18 protein-coding genes and 1 pseudogene are annotated in these 18,422 nt (G+C 58.2%); 7 read left to right on the top strand and 12 right to left on the bottom strand.

Annotated features, from left to right (window positions below; all coding sequences use genetic code 11):
• Window positions 1-255: 255 nt before the first annotated feature.
• Both DES53_RS28755 and DES53_RS28750 read right to left on the bottom strand, forming a co-directional pair.
• Window positions 256-1,506: a regulator of G-protein signaling domain-containing protein gene (locus DES53_RS28755; RefSeq protein ID WP_170157496.1), complete on the bottom strand. Its 1,251-nt coding sequence runs from the start codon at window positions 1,504-1,506 to the stop codon at window positions 256-258.
• A 613-nt stretch (window positions 1,507-2,119) separates the two neighbouring features.
• Window positions 2,120-4,837 carry a copper-transporting P-type ATPase gene (locus DES53_RS28750; RefSeq protein ID WP_113961802.1) on the bottom strand — a complete coding sequence of 906 codons (2,718 nt, stop codon included), beginning with the start codon at window positions 4,835-4,837 and terminating at the stop codon, window positions 2,120-2,122.
• A 139-nt stretch (window positions 4,838-4,976) separates the two neighbouring features.
• Here DES53_RS28750 and DES53_RS28745 point away from each other — a divergent pair, with 139 nt between their 5' ends.
• Window positions 4,977-5,519: an RNA polymerase sigma factor gene (locus DES53_RS28745; protein WP_113961801.1), complete on the top strand. Its 543-nt coding sequence runs from the start codon at window positions 4,977-4,979 to the stop codon at window positions 5,517-5,519.
• A 34-nt stretch (window positions 5,520-5,553) separates the two neighbouring features.
• Here DES53_RS28745 and DES53_RS28740 read toward each other — a convergent pair whose 3' ends face one another.
• A complete protein-coding gene (locus DES53_RS28740; protein WP_113961800.1) occupies window positions 5,554-6,267 on the bottom strand; it encodes a hypothetical protein in 714 nt (237 codons plus the stop codon).
• Between the two features lie 66 nt (window positions 6,268-6,333).
• Window positions 6,334-6,573: a hypothetical protein gene (locus DES53_RS28735; RefSeq protein ID WP_113961799.1), complete on the bottom strand. Its 240-nt coding sequence runs from the start codon at window positions 6,571-6,573 to the stop codon at window positions 6,334-6,336.
• Between the two features lie 1,004 nt (window positions 6,574-7,577).
• Here DES53_RS28735 and DES53_RS28730 point away from each other — a divergent pair.
• Complete coding sequence (locus DES53_RS28730; RefSeq protein ID WP_211325723.1) at window positions 7,578-7,916, top strand: hypothetical protein; 339 nt, start codon at window positions 7,578-7,580, stop codon at window positions 7,914-7,916.
• Here the strand turns inward: DES53_RS28730 and DES53_RS28725 are convergent.
• The 4 genes from DES53_RS28725 to DES53_RS28705 form a co-directional block, all read right to left on the bottom strand.
• Entirely contained in the window at window positions 7,874-8,302 is a 429-nt protein-coding gene (locus DES53_RS28725; RefSeq protein WP_113961797.1) for a C40 family peptidase, read from the bottom strand. The two genes, DES53_RS28730 and DES53_RS28725, sit on opposite strands and share 43 nt — an antisense overlap.
• Window positions 8,303-8,621: 319 nt before the next feature.
• Window positions 8,622-9,086: a DUF1353 domain-containing protein gene (locus DES53_RS28715; RefSeq protein ID WP_245958285.1), complete on the bottom strand. Its 465-nt coding sequence runs from the start codon at window positions 9,084-9,086 to the stop codon at window positions 8,622-8,624.
• 26 nt (window positions 9,087-9,112) lie between these two features.
• Window positions 9,113-9,505 carry a hypothetical protein gene (locus DES53_RS28710; protein ID WP_147263694.1) on the bottom strand — a complete coding sequence of 131 codons (393 nt, stop codon included), beginning with the start codon at window positions 9,503-9,505 and terminating at the stop codon, window positions 9,113-9,115.
• Window positions 9,506-9,596: 91 nt separating this feature from the next.
• Window positions 9,597-9,944, bottom strand: coding sequence for a hypothetical protein (locus tag DES53_RS28705; protein WP_113961794.1), 348 nt, complete (start codon window positions 9,942-9,944; stop codon window positions 9,597-9,599).
• A 994-nt stretch (window positions 9,945-10,938) separates the two neighbouring features.
• Here DES53_RS28705 and DES53_RS28700 point away from each other — a divergent pair.
• From DES53_RS28700 to DES53_RS34120, 4 genes and pseudogenes are all read left to right on the top strand, one after another.
• Complete coding sequence (locus DES53_RS28700; RefSeq protein WP_147263692.1) at window positions 10,939-13,044, top strand: hypothetical protein; 2,106 nt, start codon at window positions 10,939-10,941, stop codon at window positions 13,042-13,044.
• A complete protein-coding gene (locus DES53_RS28695; RefSeq protein WP_147263691.1) occupies window positions 13,026-13,925 on the top strand; it encodes a class I SAM-dependent methyltransferase in 900 nt (299 codons plus the stop codon). Before DES53_RS28700 ends, DES53_RS28695 begins: the two co-directional genes overlap by 19 nt.
• 94 nt (window positions 13,926-14,019) lie before the next feature.
• A pseudogene (locus DES53_RS28690) lies at window positions 14,020-14,466 on the top strand (IS5 family transposase); the annotation flags it as partial.
• Between the two features lie 71 nt (window positions 14,467-14,537).
• On the top strand, window positions 14,538-14,756 hold the full coding sequence (locus tag DES53_RS34120) for a transposase (protein ID WP_113961790.1): 219 nt from the start codon (window positions 14,538-14,540) through the stop codon (window positions 14,754-14,756).
• Window positions 14,757-14,766: 10 nt separating this feature from the next.
• Here DES53_RS34120 and DES53_RS28680 read toward each other — a convergent pair whose 3' ends face one another.
• The gene (locus DES53_RS28680) at window positions 14,767-15,777 is read right to left on the bottom strand and encodes a hypothetical protein (RefSeq protein ID WP_113961789.1); all 1,011 of its coding nucleotides are present in this window, start codon (window positions 15,775-15,777) and stop codon (window positions 14,767-14,769) included.
• A 7-nt stretch (window positions 15,778-15,784) separates the two neighbouring features.
• Between DES53_RS28680 and DES53_RS33630 the strand changes: the two genes are divergently transcribed.
• Window positions 15,785-16,006: a hypothetical protein gene (locus DES53_RS33630; RefSeq protein WP_211325722.1), complete on the top strand. Its 222-nt coding sequence runs from the start codon at window positions 15,785-15,787 to the stop codon at window positions 16,004-16,006.
• A 1-nt stretch (window position 16,007) separates the two neighbouring features.
• Here the strand turns inward: DES53_RS33630 and DES53_RS28675 are convergent, their stop codons facing one another.
• The 3 genes from DES53_RS28675 to DES53_RS28665 form a co-directional block, all read right to left on the bottom strand.
• Entirely contained in the window at window positions 16,008-16,208 is a 201-nt protein-coding gene (locus DES53_RS28675) for a hypothetical protein (protein WP_113961788.1), read from the bottom strand.
• A gap of 124 nt (window positions 16,209-16,332) precedes the next feature.
• A complete protein-coding gene (locus DES53_RS28670; RefSeq protein WP_113961787.1) occupies window positions 16,333-16,539 on the bottom strand; it encodes a hypothetical protein in 207 nt (68 codons plus the stop codon).
• Window positions 16,536-18,239 carry a zincin-like metallopeptidase toxin domain-containing protein gene (locus DES53_RS28665; RefSeq protein WP_170157494.1) on the bottom strand — a complete coding sequence of 568 codons (1,704 nt, stop codon included), beginning with the start codon at window positions 18,237-18,239 and terminating at the stop codon, window positions 16,536-16,538. Before DES53_RS28665 ends, DES53_RS28670 begins: the two co-directional genes overlap by 4 nt.
• Between the last annotated feature and the right edge of the window lie 183 nt (window positions 18,240-18,422).

The raw sequence follows: 18,422 nt of genomic DNA, 5'->3' as shown, positions 1-18,422 counted from the left end.
CACGTATCCATGAGCGCTCCTCCCGCAATGGTCACTTCGAGTTTAAGCTCATACCATGGTAAAATACCCCGCATTTTCCTTCATGGCATTGGGCTTCAGCCGAATCAGGATCGGGTTGATATGTTGCAGCCTATTCAATTCGGCTGAAGCAGGAACTGTTTTGTCACCGACCAATACTCGACTCTCCCTGGCTGTCGGCTATCACCCATTACGCCCAGCACCCGTTTGCTGGGCGTTCGCTGCTCTACTTGGTACTCACTTCACCTTTGGCCCGCCTTGTCCTTGCTTGGGTTGGCTGTCGCGGTGGCCCAGGGAATCACGCACGGAGGGTTGCGGAGGAGTCACGTCTTCCACGTCACGCCTGCGTGCACGGGTCTGCCCCTGCTCGCCTCCGTCCATTCCCTGGCCCCGGCCGCGAGATTGGCCGAGGTCGATGCTATCCACCCGCTGGCCCCGGTCACGCCCACCAGCGAGGTCGATCCCGGCCAGCTCCTCCATGCTCAGTTCCTCAATTTCCATTTCAGGCTCGGGTCCGGGTCCGGGTCCCGCCTGCCCCCGCTGCATGACTTCCTGCTCCTCCAGCTCTGGCCAATCGTCATCTCCACCCACCTGTGCCTGTGACACACCAGGTTCTTCCAGGCCATCCACATCTACGTCCACCTCAAGTTCCTGAGGCGGCGGAGGAATGTCGAATTCGTTGCCCACTTCGAGCTCATCCGGAGGAGGGGGCGGGATATCGTTGTCGAGTTCATCCGGCGGCGGTGGCGGGATGCGCTCCGCTTCCTCGCGGATTTTGAGTCGCTCCTGTTCTTTGCGTGCTTCCTCCTGCCGATGCTGCGCGGCCAGGACAGTGGTGCTGGCGATGACCGCTTGCGTATTGGTCGGTGGCATGTCCAGAGGCGCGACGGTGCGGCTGTCATCGAGCTGCTGCTGGAGAAGGTCGGCCTGCTCGGTGAGCTCCTGCGCCTTTGTCTTGCCGCCCACAGAGGACTTCATGCGGTCACCCACCGTGGGGTTCAGGCGAGCGTGCTCCGCTTGCTCCCTCAACTCAGGAATCCGCAGCTCAACGTCGAAGTTGTCATCCACGAGATCTGCGGCTTCGCCGAATTCCTTGGTCGCCACAAAGCGTCTGAAGGAATCCCTCGCGATCAGGCTGTTGATCTCGTGGTGGCACTCATCAAACATGTTCACCGTATCCTGACGGTTGAGCGTTGCGAGGTTCTCCATCCTCCCCTCGAACTGGCTGAGATTGGGTGCCGCCAGGTTGACCTCGCGGGTCGCGCTCTTCTTCATGTAGTGATCATAGATGCTGGCCGCCTGGTCCTTCAGGGCTGCATCGGTCACACTGGGGTCGTTGGCCTTGTTCCGGAAATCATTCACGGCGCGAATGAAGGCCATGTTTTCCGAGGAGTACTCCTTGGCCAGGTGAGCTTCGTAGGCACGGAGCATCTCCGGGTAGACCATGATCTGGAGCACATCGGGCTCTTCTCTATCGATGATGGGCATGGCAGTGAGGGTGAAAACCGGTGGAATGTGGAAGTGCTCACGAGGTGGGGGGCGCACCTGGCTGGCCGGGCCGACACCGAGCGGCCTCAATGTGCAATTCGGGAGAAGCAGCGTGAGGTTATGCGTTGCTCCGATGTTTTCTCGAAAAACCCCGGCCCTGCCATGAATACGGTTTTTGCCTATGCTTGTGCCGAGGGCTCGCAGCGATGGATGCCCCGTTGAAGTCGAGAGAGCGAACGATGACTGGGAGGATTTGGGTAAAAACACCCCTGGCATTTTGAATGCCATTGGCATGCGAGGCTCTAGACTAGAGCGGTTTAAGTTACAGTGTAGCCATTTTCGTATTGGGGCGCGCCACCCCAACCGCGACCAGCGGTCGCAGCCACAGTTACGGCCTGAACCATCCGCCACGACAGTAAGTCTTGGTGCTACTGTGGCTGCGACCGCTGGTCGCGGTGCGGAAAGTCACCCTTGATCCAGGGCCACGACTTTGTTTGAACCGCCTTGGAGGAGTGTAGTGGTGCCTGAGCATGAGCCCATGGAGCCCTGAAGTGATGCACCATCACCACAGGCGTTTCCCACCGTCACCGTTGCACCGCTCGCGTCTCCTTCCTCAATCCACCCTGCCATCCAGCTGCGCCTTGGAGAGGCGCAGTGCATTCCCAATCACGGACACGGAACTCAGGCTCATCGCTGCGCCGGCAATCATGGGACTCAGCAACCAGCCGAACACAGGATATAATACACCCGCCGCGATCGGGATGCCGAGCGCATTGTACGCGAAGGCGAAGAAGAGATTCTGCCGGATGTTCTTCATCACGGCACGGCCGAGATGGATGCTGCGCGTGATGCCCAGCAGATCGCCTTTCACCAGGGTCACATCGGAGCTCTGGATGGCCACATCTGTGCCGGTGCCCATGGCAATGCCCACGTCCGCGGTGGCAAGTGCAGGTGCGTCATTCACACCATCACCAGCCATGGCCACCACCGCGCCACTGTCGCGCAGTTTTTGCACGTGCTGGCTTTTCTCCGCAGGAGAGACACCACCGTGATACGCGTGCAGTTCCAGGAAGCGGCCCACGGCCTCTGCCGTCTGCTGGCTGTCACCCGTGAGCATCACGACATTCAACCCGAGATGCTTCAACTCCGCGACAGCCTCGGGTGTGGTCTTCTTGATGGCATCGCTGATGACGAGCATGCCGGCAGTGGTGCCATCGATGGCCACATAGATGACCGTGGCACCGCCGCTCTGCAGCTGCGTGGCCTGTTCATCAAAAGCTGATACACCACGTACGCCATTCTCCAGCAGCCACTCCGCCTTGCCCACGAGCACCTTCTTGCCCTCCACCTTGCCGGAGACGCCGCCGCCGGTTGTCGCGGTGAACTTCGTCGTACGTGCGCTCTTGAGCTTGCGTGCCTTCGCAGCAGCCACCACGGCCATGGCCAGGGGATGCTCACTGTGAATCTCCAGCGACTCCGCGATGCGCAGCACTTCATCCTCCGTGAATCCCTCTGCGGGATGTACCGCTTGCAATGAAGGATGTCCCTCCGTGAGCGTGCCCGTCTTGTCCACGACCACGGCGCTGGCCTTCTCCAGCTTCTCCAGCGCGGCGGCATTCCGCACCAGCACCCCAGCGCGTGCACCGCGACCCACGCCCACCATGATGGACATGGGCGTGGCCAGACCCAGCGCACACGGGCATGCGATGATGAGCACTGCCACGGCATTCGTGAGGCCAAAGATCCACCCGCCCGGTTGTGGCCCGAGCCAGGCCCACAGGGCAAACGTGATCATTGCCACGAGTACCACCACCGGCACGAAGATGGACGCCACCTTGTCCGCCAGACCCTGGATGGGTGCGCGGCTGCGCTGCGCCTCTGCCACCAGCTGCACAATGTGCGCCAGCATGGTGTCTGCGCCCACGTGCTCTGCCTTCATGATCAGGCTGCCCGTGCTCCCATTCAGCGTGCCGCCCGTGAGCTTGTCCTCCTTCTGCTTGTCCACCGGCATGGGTTCACCGGTGATCATGGATTCATCCACCGCGGAGTGGCCTTCGAGCACCACACCATCCACCGGCACCTTTTCACCGGGGCGCACGCGCAGCTTGTCGCCCACTTTCACCTGATCGAGCGGTACCTTTTCATCTCCTTTGGAAGTGACGCGCCACGCGTGTGGTGGCGCGAGATCCAACAGCGCGCGGATGGCGCTGCCGGTGCGCTCACGTGCGCGCAACTCCAGCACCTGGCCCACGATGACCAGCACCACGATGACGGCCGCCGCTTCGAAATAAATCGGGATGCTGCCCGCGTGCGAGACCAGCGCCTCGGGGAAGACCTGCGGCGCGAGCATGGCCACCACGCTGAAGACATACGCCGCGCCCACACCCAGGCTGATGAGCGTCCACATGTTTGGATTCCACGTGATGAGGGAGCGCCAGCCCCGGCGGAAAAACGGCGCCGCGCCCCATAGCACCACCGGTGTGGCCAGGAGGAACTGCATCCAGCGCGACACCGGCCCATCCACCCACGTATGCTGCAGGGAGGGAATGAGATGCGCCATGGCCACGAGGAAGACCGGCAGCGTAAGTGCCGCCGTGACCCGCAGGCGGCGGGTCATATCCTGCAGCTCTGTGTTTTCTTCCGGTCCATCCGCGCTGGCGGTGACTGTCTTCGGCTCCAGCGCCATGCCACACTTCGGGCACTCGCCGGGGTGGTCCTGCTCCACCTCCGGATGCATCGGGCAGGTGTAGATGATCTTGGTCTCCGGCTTCCAGGCAGGATTTTTCTCCAGTGCCATGCCGCATTTCGGGCAGTCACCGGGCTTGTCCGACTCCACACCGGGACACATCGGGCAGAAATACTTCGCCTGCGCAGAGGGCTTCACCGCGTGGTCGCCGTGATGATGGTGGCCGTGGCCATGCCCGCCGCCGCAGCAGGACTTCACCTGCGTGTTTTCTGCTTTCGCCGCTGCCGCAATGGCTGCCGGCGTGGCGGGCGCAGGGGCGGGAGAGAGCTCGGGGGGCTTCGCAGCACTGGAGCAGCAGTCATGCTCGCCGTGCTCCTTGTGGCTGTGATGGCTTTTGCCCTTCGACTTGGCAGTGGAAGGTGATGAGGTCTCGTGCTGCCGGTGGCCGCTCGCCTTTTTCCTGGTTGTGTGCCCGTGCTCCTCCGCCGGTGCGGCTGCGGCGGATGCAGTGACAGTGTGCACCTCGCCCGCAGCCTTCCCGCCGCTACAGCATGAGTGCGTGCCGGGATCTGCAGGCGACTTCTCGGTGCTTGTAGCGTTTTCTGGAGATTGCGGTTCTTGGGATTTCTCAGCCGGGGGATGCATGTCTGTAGATGGGATACGACTGGGCCTGGCACTGTGGAGGGGCCGCCCGTCATTACCGCACACGCACGAGGGGCCGTTTTGTTACCGATTTGGAAATCGTATTTGATCTTAGCCCGGCGTGGAGGTGAGTCCAATAAACATGAACAGTAATCTGCTCCTAAATCAGCGTGAAGCGTTCGAGGCCTTCGTGCGCAAGCGCCTCGGCGACCCGGGGCTCGCCGCGGACGTGGTGCAGGACTCCCTGCTCAAGGCCCTGCGCGCGGAGAAGCAGCCCACGGAGGATGAAGGCGTCGTGCCGTGGTTCTACCGTATCCTTCGCCATGCCATCATCGATGCCCACCGGCGTCGCGAAGCCTCGGCGCGTGCTCTTGAGACTTACACGCAGGAGGTGAATGCTGCACCTGATGCGGAGGAAAAGCGCGATATCTGCCAGTGTGTGAAGCCACTCATCGATGCCCTCTCGCCCGAAGATGCTTCACTCCTGCGTCAGGTAGATATGGAGGGCGCTTCGCCGACTGACCTCGCCGCACAGCACGGCCTGCGCGTGAATACGGTGAATGTGCGTCTGCATCGCGCCCGGAAAAAATTGCGCACGCAACTCGAAGCCTTCTGCCGCACCTGCGCCACGCACGGCTGCCTGGACTGCGACTGCGCGCCGCCGAAGGAAAAACGGCCGAGCTGAGAAGACCACTCCTCGCTCAGTGTGCAGCGCTGCTTCACTTGAAAGAGCCCTCAGCAGATCTGAACCATCCCTCGTTGAATTTCGGCTGCGATGAGATGGGCGTTCCTGCGCTTTTCCAGTTGCCCTTCAGTCCCCACAGGAGCACACCCGTCCCAGTCACCATGGTGTGCACCACTCTCACCTCCGCATCTCCGGATGCTGACTCGCTGAAGTAGATGGTCTTCCCATCCACCCGGTCAAGCCAGGTCATGTTACCATGCAGCGCGGGCATCAGGCGGCTCACATTCTTCGGTGCTTCAGTGGACTTGAACTCTTCGCTGAAGGGAACCCAGAGCGCCCATACCCACACCGTCTGCAGGGTCTCCACCCTCAACGTACCCATGGTGTACGGAGTCCTCACCGCGTCGAACTGCGCATGCGCCTTCGTTGCCTGAGACTCACCACTGGATTGAACTGTCAGGCCGAGGTGCTCGAAGTACCGTTTGTCCCAGTCGAGCGTTTGTTTCAGAATCTTGGACGGCACGCTTTCAGGGGTCTCGCACTTCAGGAGATACATCGGGAGCTCCCAGCCTTCGCGCATCAGGGCGCGGGAATCCACCGGGGTCATCGTCATGCGTTCCTTCACCGGCGCTTCAATGCGTATCTCGGGAACGCCGGGCCGCAGATTCTGCGAAAAACATGGGGCTGTGATGCACAGACAGAGCGACACCACGGCAAGTCGGGGAGGGGAGGCTGCGGAGTCTTTCATGTCAGAGGGAAAGTCAAAGTGGAGGTTCCCGCGGGTTTGTCCACCATGTGCCACGTCGCTGGCACCCTACTTCTTTGTCCACCAGTCATAGTATTTCCCCAGAGGCTCTTCCAGCGGTGTGTTTGATCGCAGCCAGGCAACAGGCGTGCACACCCAGTACACCCAGTCCGGCCAGCCCTTCGACAGGGACTTGTCCTTCGTCCATGCAAGCAGCGGCCCGCAGGCGAGGAGATAGAGCACCGGCAGTATGGCCAGGATGAAACTCAACTGGTAGGCGTGGCTGTTGCGCGACTCGGATTCACTCATGCCCGTCAGTATGCCACGATGGCACCAGCGAACGCAACATGGATAAGACATCGAGTCAATCGAGAGCGCTCACCGCCACGATGATCCAGGATCAACTCTCCCCAGGAGGTATCAATTGGGAAAGACATCGCGCAGACCCACGGAGTGGGAACGCCTCGTTCCCGAACTGTGTCGCACCTCCTCCGATCCATCCATCCTCGCAGAACCGAATGACATCATCAAAAAGAAGGAGCATACATGACAGATCCAAGCGCTGTGACGCGCAGCGTCCCTGGGCTGCGCGCAGCCTGCTGCCGCTTTCCCTCAGTGCAGCCTGCTGCACGCCATGCCGCGACGAAGTCGCCAAACCATTCTGGACACACACTATCCAACGAAGATGCATCGCCATCATCGCACTCACGCTTGGTGCAGGTGCGTGCGGAGCACCGCTTTGGTCGGGAGCTCGTGGGGACGGAGTTTCCTGGAGATTGGGCCACCGGTCTGACGGTCTCCACGCCAACCAAAGTTTTGAGCGCAGTACCTCTGTCAAAACGCAAAACTTCAATGCGCTCCGGGCTCAGTACTTGCCCCCCTTAAGCGCTGATTCTCGACGCAATCAATATCGCCTCACACCATGTGGAACACCGTGAGACGCATTCCGCGAGCCAAACTCAACGGAGCAGTCCGTGAGACAATTCGAGATGACAAGACCTTAACCTGACGTCCTCCGCGAGTTAGTTCAAGAGCACCCCCGGAGCGCAGGCCTCCCGTCAGCCCCGGCACCCCACCATCCCGGACGCAGGTATTCAAAGGCCCTCAGGGCTTCCCAAAGCCGCAGTCACGACTGGCACCTGCCTGCCGTTCACATCCACTCCATCACTCCCGCTCCTCCACCTTCAACGTCAGCACCGCACGGCACTCACGCCACCGGCACCAGAAAAAACATTCTCGCCCAATTCACCCAATCTGCACTTGTCTCGCAGATCGTTTTGCATACGATTTCACACATGCCCTACGCTGACCCCGTGAAACGCCGAGAAGACAAGGCACGCCGCATGCGCGAGCGTTACCAGAAGGATGCCAAGCATCGCGCCGACAAGCGTGCCAAGGTTCTCGCGCACTATCACGAGACCAAGACGGATGAAGTCCTCGAGGCCAAACGCCGCCGTGCCCGCGCCACGCGTCCCGAGCCAGCCTCGAACGTCTCTGTCGCCGTCACACGCCAGATCCGCGGCAGCAGCGAAGAGTGGCGCACCTGGAGCGATGCCCAGGAGGCCTCCGGTCTGAACTGGACCGAATGGCTCCGCCGTGCCCTCAATGCCTACGCCGCACGCCGCACGCCCAAGACCAAATCCTCCGCATAGGGGGCAATGGAAGTCGTGTTGGATTGATTGCCACCCAGCAGATGCCAGCGCTGCTCCCGGATGTGATCCAGCAGCGCCACATGGTTGCCTCCGGCCCGCTTCAGCACCACCAGGTCACCCAGCTCCGCATCGGCCGTGTCCACCTCATGGCCCCAGTCCAGCCATGAGATGGCGCGGTAGTACGCCTTCGGCACACCGAGTCCCAGCTCCAGACACCACAGCCCCATCAGGCAGCCGCACCACGCCGTCTTCGAGTCATCGCCATCCAGCCAGCGTGCCGCCGTTTCAATCGCCAGCTTGATTCGCGGATGCGATACGCCGCCCGGCGCCTCAGCCATGCCGAGGTCCTTTCGCGCATGATGATAGAGTCGTTCAGAGGTCTTCATATGAGTGTGTACAAAAAATAGATAAGCGACACTTCGCCCTGATGCCTGTGCCTCACGAGAACTGCCACTATCGCCACAGACCCCTGTGCGATGAGCGTCAGGATGATAGGGGAGAGGTGCCGAAGGCCCTGGACTGCGCGCAGCCCTGCTACCGCTTTCAGTTCTTCAGCATCAGTCTCCGAAGTTCCTCTGCGTCTCCGCGTCTCTGTGTTGAACCCAATGCAGCCAACCACACCTGGCACCTCCAGAACCAACCTCCTCACACCTTCTCATATCCATGGTGCAAGGCCCCATCGAATGCAGATAAAACCCAAGCCCATCACGATCTCACCCCTGATTTCTTCCAGAACATCCATCCCAACGCTCTCACCCCGCGGTACATCATGCGACGTTGCAACGCGCCCACACCCGCTTCGCGCAACATGCGGCAAAAGAGCGCATCTGCCTCCGCCCGTGTCCACCGTACCTCATGCATCGGCTCCCACTCGAGGTGGCCATCACTCCAGATTTCCTGCACGCCATCCGGCAGCCTGCCTGCATGGCGGTACATCACATCATGCACTAGCGCCGCGGCACGTTGTAGTCCATCGCGCTCGATGCCTGTCAGCGTCCACAGAGGCCGCGGCACACTCGCACCGTCGTAGGCAAATCCTGCTGCAATCTTCAGTCGCCGCCGCACCCCACTCTTCTCCCATTCATAAAAGTAGGGCGAGTTCAGCCGGTACTCCCAGCCACGCCGGGTCAGAAAAGGCCGGATATCAGGTTGCTCAATCAGGGCCATCATCGTGTTCCTCCTTCGCCTGACTCACCTCAGGACTGCTTCGTCACAGAGGTGGGCGGCTCGGCACGCGGCGTTTGCAGCCGCTCACTGACCACGCTCTTCACCACACTCTTGAAGTAGTCTGTCTGCTCCTGGATGAGCGCCGTCAGTGCCTCCATCCCCTCCGCTGTGCGATTCAGCGTCTCCAGCATCCGCTGCTCCCGTGCCGCACTTTCCGCCTTGTGCTCCGCCTGCTGCCTCAGGAGCAGCCGCACCAGAAACACCACCGCAATCAGCAGCAGCACCTTCAGGCTCACATCCTCCCAGCTCTTCGCATCGCTCGCAATGTCCCCCAGCATCGCCACCGTCGCCACACCAGAGGCCAGCATCGCCTTCCCGTGCTCATGCCAATCCTGCAGCACCGCTATCAAAAGTATCCTCATACACTCCTCCCGCTCCCAATCTCAATTTTTAGGCCCAGCCTCATATTCCCCGATCTCAAATCTCGAATTTCAAATCTGAAATCTCTGGCGCTCACGGCATCACCACCGGAGGCGGTGCAGTCGCGGGCACCACACCAGGTACCTCCGCGGCAATCGCCTGCCCGTGCGCCGCCGCGTTTGCCCCAATGGCCTTCCCCTTCAGCGCATTGTCAGAAACATGTTTTCTGGTCGACTCCTTCAGCGCCACCTGACTCGTCGCCTCCGTGGCCTGCGCCGTCACCGTGCCAAAGTAGCTCGTGGCCAGCGTCCCCGCCAGCACCGCCCCATCACGGAAGGATTTTTCATGCTGGTGTATCACCCCGTATCCCTTCCGGTAGGCTCCCTTCCCGCCAAGGCTCGCATACGTTGATGACTTTCCCTCGCCATCCCGCTCATGCATGATGACGCAGGACGAAAGGCATAGACACACAGCGATCCCAAATCCCCAGCGGTTCGGATGGCAGGACCAATTCATCGCACACCTCCTGTGTTGGCATTCGACCCCACCACACCACCTGCCATCACACCGAGAGCCGCAGCCATCGCTGTATCAAAAGGGTCAGCCGCCTGCGGGACCGAGGAGCAACTGCAAAGCGCCATAACCGGCGCCAGACTGATGAGTAAGATGAACGTTCTCATGATTTCTGTATTAGGGTGATATTCCGAAACTAAGGTCCCGCCCCCACGGCCTCCACACCCTCAGACACCGCGCTTCCCGCCCGCTAGACCGCAAACCCGCTCACCTAAGGAGTCGCCTCTGCATTTTCAAAAGACGCTGCCAGACGGCTCGGAACCAGATTACTCTCAGCGTCCTGGATTTGAGACGTTTTGCGAGTGGTCGGTACAGTAGTATATTGTAATGAGTTTTCTGGTACCCGTCAACAACTGTTTTGGATGAAGGTATGGAGTCTGTAAGCGACACTTGACCCGTTCGTGGTGGGGAGGTGGGCCCACCTGTCACATCATCGCCCACACTACAGCGTCATCGTCACCCGCGTCCTTGGTGAGTTTGTGTGCTTGTTGAGGCTTGCAAAATAGACTGACATGTTTTGGTCTGTCGTTTGAACCTGACTCGAAGTTGTAGTCTGAAGGACTGTAGGAGCCCAGCCCAGAGTTAGGAGCCTTGGCGACCGACACCCTGCGTAGACGTAAAAGACACTCGGACCCTGAAGGGATCCAGGAGAGGGTGGGTCTGATTCGAGTGTTTGGCCAAGTCGGATAGCACCGAGAATCTGTCTGTCTTTTGCGCAAGCCGCAATAGAACAAGTTCCCGCCTCAAGCTTAGCTTGCTTCGCCGCTTGCGCTTAATTCTACTTCAACATTCCGCGGAGCGCAGCCGCCAAGATGGTTGATGCTTGCGAAGCGATCGAGTCTCGCCTACGGAAGAATTCACCGTGCAGAACAAAACACCCATAGCTCGACGAGAAACCCAATACGCCGTCGCCAGTGTTCTGGCTGCCGCAGCAGGAGCCTTGCTGTTCTTCTACGGCTATTATTCTATGTTTCCCCGGGAGGCAGTCGATCCGGGTCTGTACACGAGGCAAATGGCCGCGCTATGGCACGTCCCTTTCTTTGACGCGATTCCCCAGTCAACGGCTTACAAGGTTTTCCTCCTGACGCTGGCTCTCGTTTCCACAGGGCTTGTCGTTTGGGGGCTGGTGCGGCGAACTCAGTCAGCTCCCACGTCTGTGTCGGATTCGGGCGTAAAGTTCCCCTGGGGTTGGATTTTATTTGCTTTGTCGGCTACGGCAATCTTTCCCGCCCTGTTCACCGCTCAGGTTTCGACATTCGGAGCAGGTGGCACAGAGACTTTGCGTGCGGTCGGCCTGTCGGGTGTGCTCTTTATTATGCTCAATCTTCTTCGGCGCAAGATTGGAGCCGGCCCCTTCACTAAACTGCTGTGGGTATTGCTCGTCGTCTATCTTGCGACAATGATCATCCCGGGATTTTTGGCGCTGCCATCGCTGGAATCCGATTTGCTGTTCAAGATCGTGGACTGGCACTTCGACGCAGTGGTAGGAGGCGCTGAGCAACTTCGAGATGGGATGGTCGCGTACTCGGACATTCTCCCCCTCTACGGCTTGGCCGGCCCAGGCTTCATTGGCATGCTGGAGTTGTTGTTTGGGCGGATGGATTTTGCAGGCCACATTCGACTCGTACAAGTGCTCCAGGTCGCGTTCTTGTTGCTTGCTTTGTTGTCGTTCCATCTCTGGTCGTCACGGTCCAGCATCTTGGTATTTACAGGAGCGGCCCTGATCGGTCCCTATATGGCGACAAGTAATGGCGCTATCTTACTTCCAAACTTGTCAGGATGGCGATTTATTGGCTTGCCCCTCGCAGTGCTTTTGTTTCTCACGTGCCGGGGAGCTAGCATAAACGTCGCATCCTCGGCACTCGGTGTATTGACTGGATTCCTTCTCCTTCACTCACCTGAGATTGCGATCCTTGTAGCGGCAGGGAGCATGGTGTTCCTGCTGACTCAAAGAGGTTCCAAGCTCAGGATGGGGGCCATTGTCCGGGTTCTGACTACCTTTACCCTGGGGAGCGCGGTATTGTGGGCTATTTACCTTCTTTTGCATCGCCTGACTTTCGGAGAGATGCCCGCGAATTTGGATCGCCTGTTTGATACGCTTTTGCGAATCTCAGGCAGCGGGTTTTCGGGTTCGCCGCTGTATTATGATCCCACATTCGTGATGATGGCGATCCTTGGGGCCTATCGATGTGCTAGCATGTACCCCCGTGCTGTTAGACGAGGCCTCTCCCACCGTGAGCGTGTCGTCTTCGCCATATCTGTCATGAGTTTATTGTGGCTCGCCTACTACGTGAACAGGGCGTTTCCTGTGAATCTGTGGGCGCAGCTCTACTTCCTCCCGTTCTTGCTCCCGCGGGGACTGTTCGCTGCTTCTGTGGATTCACTTCGGTTTGACAATCCTTTGTCACGCTTCAGCGGTAGGTTCACTCTGCGAACCGTGACTGCCTGTGTTTTCATAGGCATTTTGGGGCCTCTCGCAGTCGTGGCCCATACTGCCTACTTTGTCGTCAGCCCCACTTCTCCGCTCATGCGATCGTCCTCGGTAGAGAGCAAATTGCCGGATGGCTCAGCTCGGCATTTCGTCTCCGGCGTGGCAGTGTCGTCAACCGCTGCCACCCTACTCCGTGAACGCACAGCATTCCTACAGGTTCATGAGAAGGAGGGAGTGCACGTGGTCACAAAGCTTCCCTACACTACTCGTCTGATGGCAGGCTCTCCCCGTGTCTGGGTGGTTAACCCATTTAACCAATGGAATGAGGAGGACTTTGCCCCTATCGTTAAGAACGTTCTGAAGAGGCAGCCGAGATGGATCGTCTTTGACTCGGCCAACGATCGCTTGGTCGCCGATGCGCACAAGGCCGAGAGATATTGGCAAAAAGTTTGCGACCGCTTCAGGCGCATGCTCACAGGCAAGTATCGCTCTCTCGGTGAGAATTCCGGGTGGGAAGTGTGGGAACTGGCGCAGTAGTAATCTTTGTGACTTTGTTGGTGTTTGTGCTACATGCGACAATGGCCATTTTTGGAAAAAAACCCAACCTCGAAAAGGAACGTATTGCTCAGCTTAAGAAGGAAATTGCCGTTCTCAAGCAGGTGCGGGACGTTCAAAAGCTAAAGATTGCCGAACAAAAACGGCAACTCCAAGAGTACTGGGCTCTTAATGTGCCCAAAGAGCTCGACTACAATGCTGACGCCTTGTGTGTGTGGGCAAAGAATCTTGAGTTTTTGAAAGAACCAAGATTTCAGCAGGCTTACCAGAGAGGTATAAAGTCAGGTCAGAAGATCGGGGGCGAACTCAATCGTGACATTCATATTGAATGGAGAGTGCATGTAGCGGTTTGGGCTGCCACTCATGCTCTTCGCCTCAAAGGTGATTTTGTGGAGTGTGGCGTCAACACCGGGGTGCTTTCCTTGGCAATCTGCCAGTATGTCGACTTCAACCGGTCAGGGAAACAGTTCTTTTTGTTTGATACTTACTGTGGAATTCCGGAGGAGCAGCTTGAGCATAGCACGGGTAACACAATCTACGAAGAGTGCTATGACATGGTAAAAGGCAACTTTGCTGCCTTTACCGGGGCAAAGCTTGTCCGCGGAATGATTCCCGAGAGCCTCTCTTTTGAGAATATAGGAGATGTGTCATACCTCTCTATAGATCTGAATAACTCTACCGCTGAGGTCGCAGCCATAGAGTTCTTTTGGCCAAAGCTCGTGGTAGGAGGTGTTGTATTGCTGGATGACTATGGTTGGAGGGAGGCTCATGTGCAAAAAACAGCTTTGGATCAGTTTGCGAAAAGTGTGAAGGCTGAAATACTCACGCTCCCGACTGGGCAGGGGCTTCTTTTGAAAGCCTAGGTCGTGTCTGAAAACCTCGAACAGGTCTTAAATAGTTGTACTGCGAGGCTATTTCATGACAGCGTGAAACTGTCATGAAAGTTCGATTTCTCTGGTGGGAGCCGCTGAAGAAGCGGCTCACAAAAATGGTGGTGCCCAGGTGAATCAAGGCGGACGGCCTCGCACCGACTTGGGTCTGTTATTGGACGCGCTGTTCTACCGCCTGCGCAATGCAGGGCCTTGGCGTGACCTGCCAGAGCGTTTCGGGCCGTACTCCACCATCCACGGCTGGCACAGCCGTTGGGCCAAGGAAGGTCTTTGGTCCAAAATCATGGAGGTCTTTGCGCGCCGAGTTCGTGGTCGGGTGCGCTTGGTGGATGGAACACACATCCTGGTGCATCAATGCGCCGCCAACCCTGCCGGTGGGGCTGCCGCCCAAGCCATGGGAAAGACGCGCGGAGGACGCAACACCAAGCTCATGGCCCTTACCGATGTCCGAGGTCGATTGGTCAACACAGCACTCATTGAAGGACAGGCTTACGAAGGGCGTCATGTGGTCAATCTGATCAGAGAGGGATGTAATCTGCACATCGTGGGGACAAGGGGTTTGATGATGACAAACTTCGCGACACGCTGCGAGCCCTTGGTCATCAACCGTGCTTTCCCACCAAGAAGAACCGCAAACATCAACTGCGCATCCCCAAGAAGCTGTACCGCACTCGATACCGGGTGGAGAACTTCTTCTGCCGCTTGAAACGCTGGGGCTGTACAGCCACCAGACGCGACAAACTCGCCCAGAACTTCCTCTCTCTTATTCACTTCGCCGCAGTCATTGACTGGCTAAGGTCTTGAATACAGGTTTTCAGACACGACCTAGCCTTTCGGCTTCACGGATCTCCGCCAGCAGTTCGCCTGGTTCCTTTCCAAATAACGTCTTGGCCTCCAGCACCTGCTGTCCCTCACGCCCGTGCACCGTGAAATACGCCGTCAGTGGACCTTGTGATGTCGCAAGGCTTGTCACGATGGAGTGCGCCTTGCGGTCCCAAGGACTCACATAGACAAGCATCGGATAGTCCATCGCCTCGGGGAACTTCTTCATCACTTCCTCTGTGAGTTCCGAGTGTTTGCCGCGCTTTTTGCGAACCTTGCTCAAGCGGATCCACATCGGCAGGTCCGGCACCCCAGCCTTCCGCAGTACCTCACCTGGGCGTCCCATATCCAAAATCGCATTGGCCGGAAGCCGTCCTTTGACCGCCGCGTCCACGTTGTCTGCAAAAGGCACAGGCGCTACCGCAAAGGAGACGCCATCTTCCTCCCACAACTTTTCTCCAGGCTTGAGAGCGATTGCTTCGTGGGCATCTGGGCGCATGTCGGATGAATTGAGAGCGGTCATCTCCCCATCACCCATCCCCAGCGACCTCCTCAACGCCCCCTCCAAATCAGCATCCAGCGTCCCCGCACGCCGCATCTCCTCCAACTCCGCACCACGCCGCCACACACTGCGGAAGAACGTCTCATACGCCTGCATCGTCGGCCCAGCCTTCGAGCCCATGATGTCCGCAAACATCTCCCGGAACCCCTTCTCTTTCCAGCGTGCCAGCGTCGCCGCATCACCATGCTTCGCCCTGCCTACAAAGTAGTATTGCCCCAGGTGCGACCACGCCTCCTTGATATCCCCATCCGTGATCTGCGCATCCTCAGCCGTGCGGAAGAGCTTCATGCCCGTCCTGCGCTCCACATCACGCAATGTGTCCAGCAGCCACGTCCGCTTGCGCGGATCCCGCATCATCACACTGGCATCACCCTCCAGCTTCTCCTCGATGAGGGTGAGGGGCGTGGCACCCTGGTAAAGCCGGATGGTCGTTCTCGCCACCCCCTCCTTGAATGCCGTTCTGGATATGCCCAATATCTGTCCCGCCACCTCCGCGTCAGGCGCCTCCGGCGCCATCGCCTGCGCCATGTGCAGCGTCAGGCCAGCAGGTGTATCAGAGCATCATTCCTTGGGTAGCCCGCAGGGCCTTCGAATACCCATTCAGCTCACGCTCCACCTGCACGGGCTGACGTTCGACGCGACTAAAGAGGCGCTGAACATTGCCGGTTAGGTCATTTCAACAGCACGTGCCCGTCTCCATCCACCTGCACACGGATGAACCCAGGTTCCATCTTTTGTGTTTCTTCGGTGGTGATCGCGCAGTCCCAAAAGTTTTTGTCCTCGTTTTTCAAGAGGGAGATGTGAATCGCGTCAGCAGCTTTCACGCCTGATTCCGTTAGTGCGAGCTCGAGTATGTGAATGGGATTGTCCATTGTCTGATTCGATATTGTATTGTCCGTGTCCAAAAAAAGTGGAACCACATTCAACTTGTCCGTTGTGATTGCACCGATGAGCTGTGGGCAGTAGAACTCTCGCAGAGTTCCTTTGAAGGTGTAACTAGCGCATCTCAACAATTCGCGCACCATGTTCATCCACTTGCACGCGGATGTGCCCGGGTTCCATCTGCTTGGACTCCTTCGTCGAAATGGAGCATTCCCAAAGATTTTTTACTTTGTCCTTGTAGATGACAATTTCGGTTGCGTCAGAGGCATCAATCTCTGATTTCGTCAGCGCAAGCTGAAGTGCTTTGATAGGATCGATCATTTCCCTATTTTATATTGATGGGTTCTTGGACCGCATTTGTTGTAGTAGTGTAGAGCATCTTCAATGGCGCGATCAATTTCCTCCTCGGTAAAGCGATGCTCGTTTTTTGCAATCTGATCGAACACATACATTTCACGGTCATATTCCCGTATTTTGTAGTACTCCTCCACGGAGCCCAATTGGGCTCGCATCGTAGCATGGCACAACTCATGAAAGTAGTCAAAGTAGGTCGCGTCAGAACGCAGGTGCATCTGGCAGGTTGTCGGGTTGAAACCCGCTCGAGCTGTGAAGTCCTTTAGATAGGTGTCTGAATTTCGCACCAGGGTCCACTTCGCTTCTCCGTGGGGCGTGAGCTCTGCAATTCTCGTTTCGATTGCCTTCAACATGCCTTCCGTCAGAAGAATTCCCCCGTAGTTGCCAGTGCCTCGAAAGGGGGCGGCATCCATCTCTCCCAAAATTCGGTCTCTTCTGACCGACCTCAGCTTTCCTATCCGATTGTGCAGTTCTTCTGACGAAGTGAGGCCGGTAGAGGTCGCGTTGAGATGCTGCTCCATAGATGGATTGGGCACATCTGGGAGCAATGACATCGATTGACTTCCCGCTTCACTTGTAGTAGTATCTTGTTGCGCTCCTGGTTGAGGTGTCTGTGCCGTTTGAGACTGGGGCTGCGTCGGAATCCCGGCAGCACCGGGACCCCCTTGAGGGGCAAGGCCGGGGTTACGTCGAACATGTTCGACCAATGCGCCCTCGAATTCAGTTTTGCTGAGTTCGGGGGCGTATTGCGTTACCACCCCATACTGGTCCTTCACCGCCCCATCTTCCACAATGACCATGTGGACACCTTCTGCGTAGCTGCGGAAGTAAAAGGTCTCCTTGCCATTGGTCACACGCACTTGCGCGTCCGCAATGGTCTGCATCACGGATCCAATCCAGTCCAACTTCTCGGGATCAAGCGTTCTGTTTTCAGTCTTGGCAGCATCATTCTCCCCAATCAGGTGCGCCGCTCGATTTTCCATCGGATCTGCAAACCTTCCTTTCGACTGTGGATTTGCCAGGAGGACCTTGGCACCCCATGGATCGGAGACTTTCTGCATTTGTCCGAGCCACTTTGCCAACCTTTGTACCAAGACCTCCCAGGTACCTCGTTTCAGTGCAAATGACTTTCTGTTATCCTTGAGCTTGGGTAGGAACTTCTTCGCCGAGTTCCACGTGTGCCCTCGCTTCACCTCCTCCCACGACCCCGGCTTATCCTGCCGTTGCTTCGGTAGCTCGGCAAAGGACGTCTCACCGTTATTTTCTCCGAGTGTTCTGCCCTCTGCATCGACGTTTCCTTCACCGGCCATCGAATTTGAGCTGGGGGAAGGTGCACTGCTCAACTCATCACCCATCCCCAGAGACCTCCTCAGCGCTCCCTCCAAGTCCCCATCCAGCGTCCCCGCACGCCGCATCTCCTCCAACTCCGCACCGCGCCGCCACACACTGCGGAAGAACGTCTCATACGCCTGCATCGTCGGCCCAGCCTTCGAGCCCATGATGTCCGCAAACATCTCCCGGAACCCCTTCTCTTTCCAGCGTGCCAGCGTCGCTGCATCACCATGCTTCGCCCTGCCTACAAAGTAGTATTGCCCCAGGTGCGACCACGCCTCCTTGATATCCCCATCCGTGATCTGCGCATCCTCAGCCGTGCGGAAGAGCTTCATGCCCGTCCTGCGCTCCACATCGCGCAGCGTCTCTAGCAGCCATGTCCGCTTGCGCGGGTCCCGCATCATCACACTGGCATCACCTTCCAGTTTCTCCTCAATGAGGGTGAGGGGAGTCGCACCCTGGTAAAGCCGGATGGTCGTTCTCGCCACCCCCTCCGCATCCTCTGGCTCAGGCGCCAT

The organism is Roseimicrobium gellanilyticum (assembly GCF_003315205.1).
GTDB classification, from domain to species: Bacteria; Verrucomicrobiota; Verrucomicrobiia; order Verrucomicrobiales; family Verrucomicrobiaceae; genus Roseimicrobium; species Roseimicrobium gellanilyticum.
The sequence above is the reverse complement of the archived record's forward strand: the minus strand, read 5'-3'. Positions and strand labels throughout refer to the sequence as shown.

Coding starts and splice junctions, on each gene's coding strand:
- DES53_RS28755 (WP_170157496.1), bottom strand. CDS start 1,506: ATGCCCATCATCGATAGAGAAGAGCCCGATGTGCTCCAGATCATGGTC.
- DES53_RS28750 (WP_113961802.1), bottom strand. CDS start 4,837: ATGCATCCCCCGGCTGAGAAATCCCAAGAACCGCAATCTCCAGAAAAC.
- DES53_RS28745 (WP_113961801.1), top strand. CDS start 4,977: ATGAACAGTAATCTGCTCCTAAATCAGCGTGAAGCGTTCGAGGCCTTC.
- DES53_RS28740 (WP_113961800.1), bottom strand. CDS start 6,267: ATGAAAGACTCCGCAGCCTCCCCTCCCCGACTTGCCGTGGTGTCGCTC.
- DES53_RS28735 (WP_113961799.1), bottom strand. CDS start 6,573: ATGAGTGAATCCGAGTCGCGCAACAGCCACGCCTACCAGTTGAGTTTC.
- DES53_RS28725 (WP_113961797.1), bottom strand. CDS start 8,302: ATGAAGACCTCTGAACGACTCTATCATCATGCGCGAAAGGACCTCGGC.
- DES53_RS28715 (WP_245958285.1), bottom strand. CDS start 9,086: ATGATGGCCCTGATTGAGCAACCTGATATCCGGCCTTTTCTGACCCGG.
- DES53_RS28710 (WP_147263694.1), bottom strand. CDS start 9,505: ATGAGGATACTTTTGATAGCGGTGCTGCAGGATTGGCATGAGCACGGG.
- DES53_RS28705 (WP_113961794.1), bottom strand. CDS start 9,944: ATGCATGAGCGGGATGGCGAGGGAAAGTCATCAACGTATGCGAGCCTT.
- DES53_RS28675 (WP_113961788.1), bottom strand. CDS start 16,208: ATGGACAATCCCATTCACATACTCGAGCTCGCACTAACGGAATCAGGC.
- DES53_RS28670 (WP_113961787.1), bottom strand. CDS start 16,539: ATGATCGATCCTATCAAAGCACTTCAGCTTGCGCTGACGAAATCAGAG.
- DES53_RS28665 (WP_170157494.1), bottom strand. CDS start 18,239: ATGAAGCTCTTCCGCACGGCTGAGGATGCGCAGATCACGGATGGGGAT.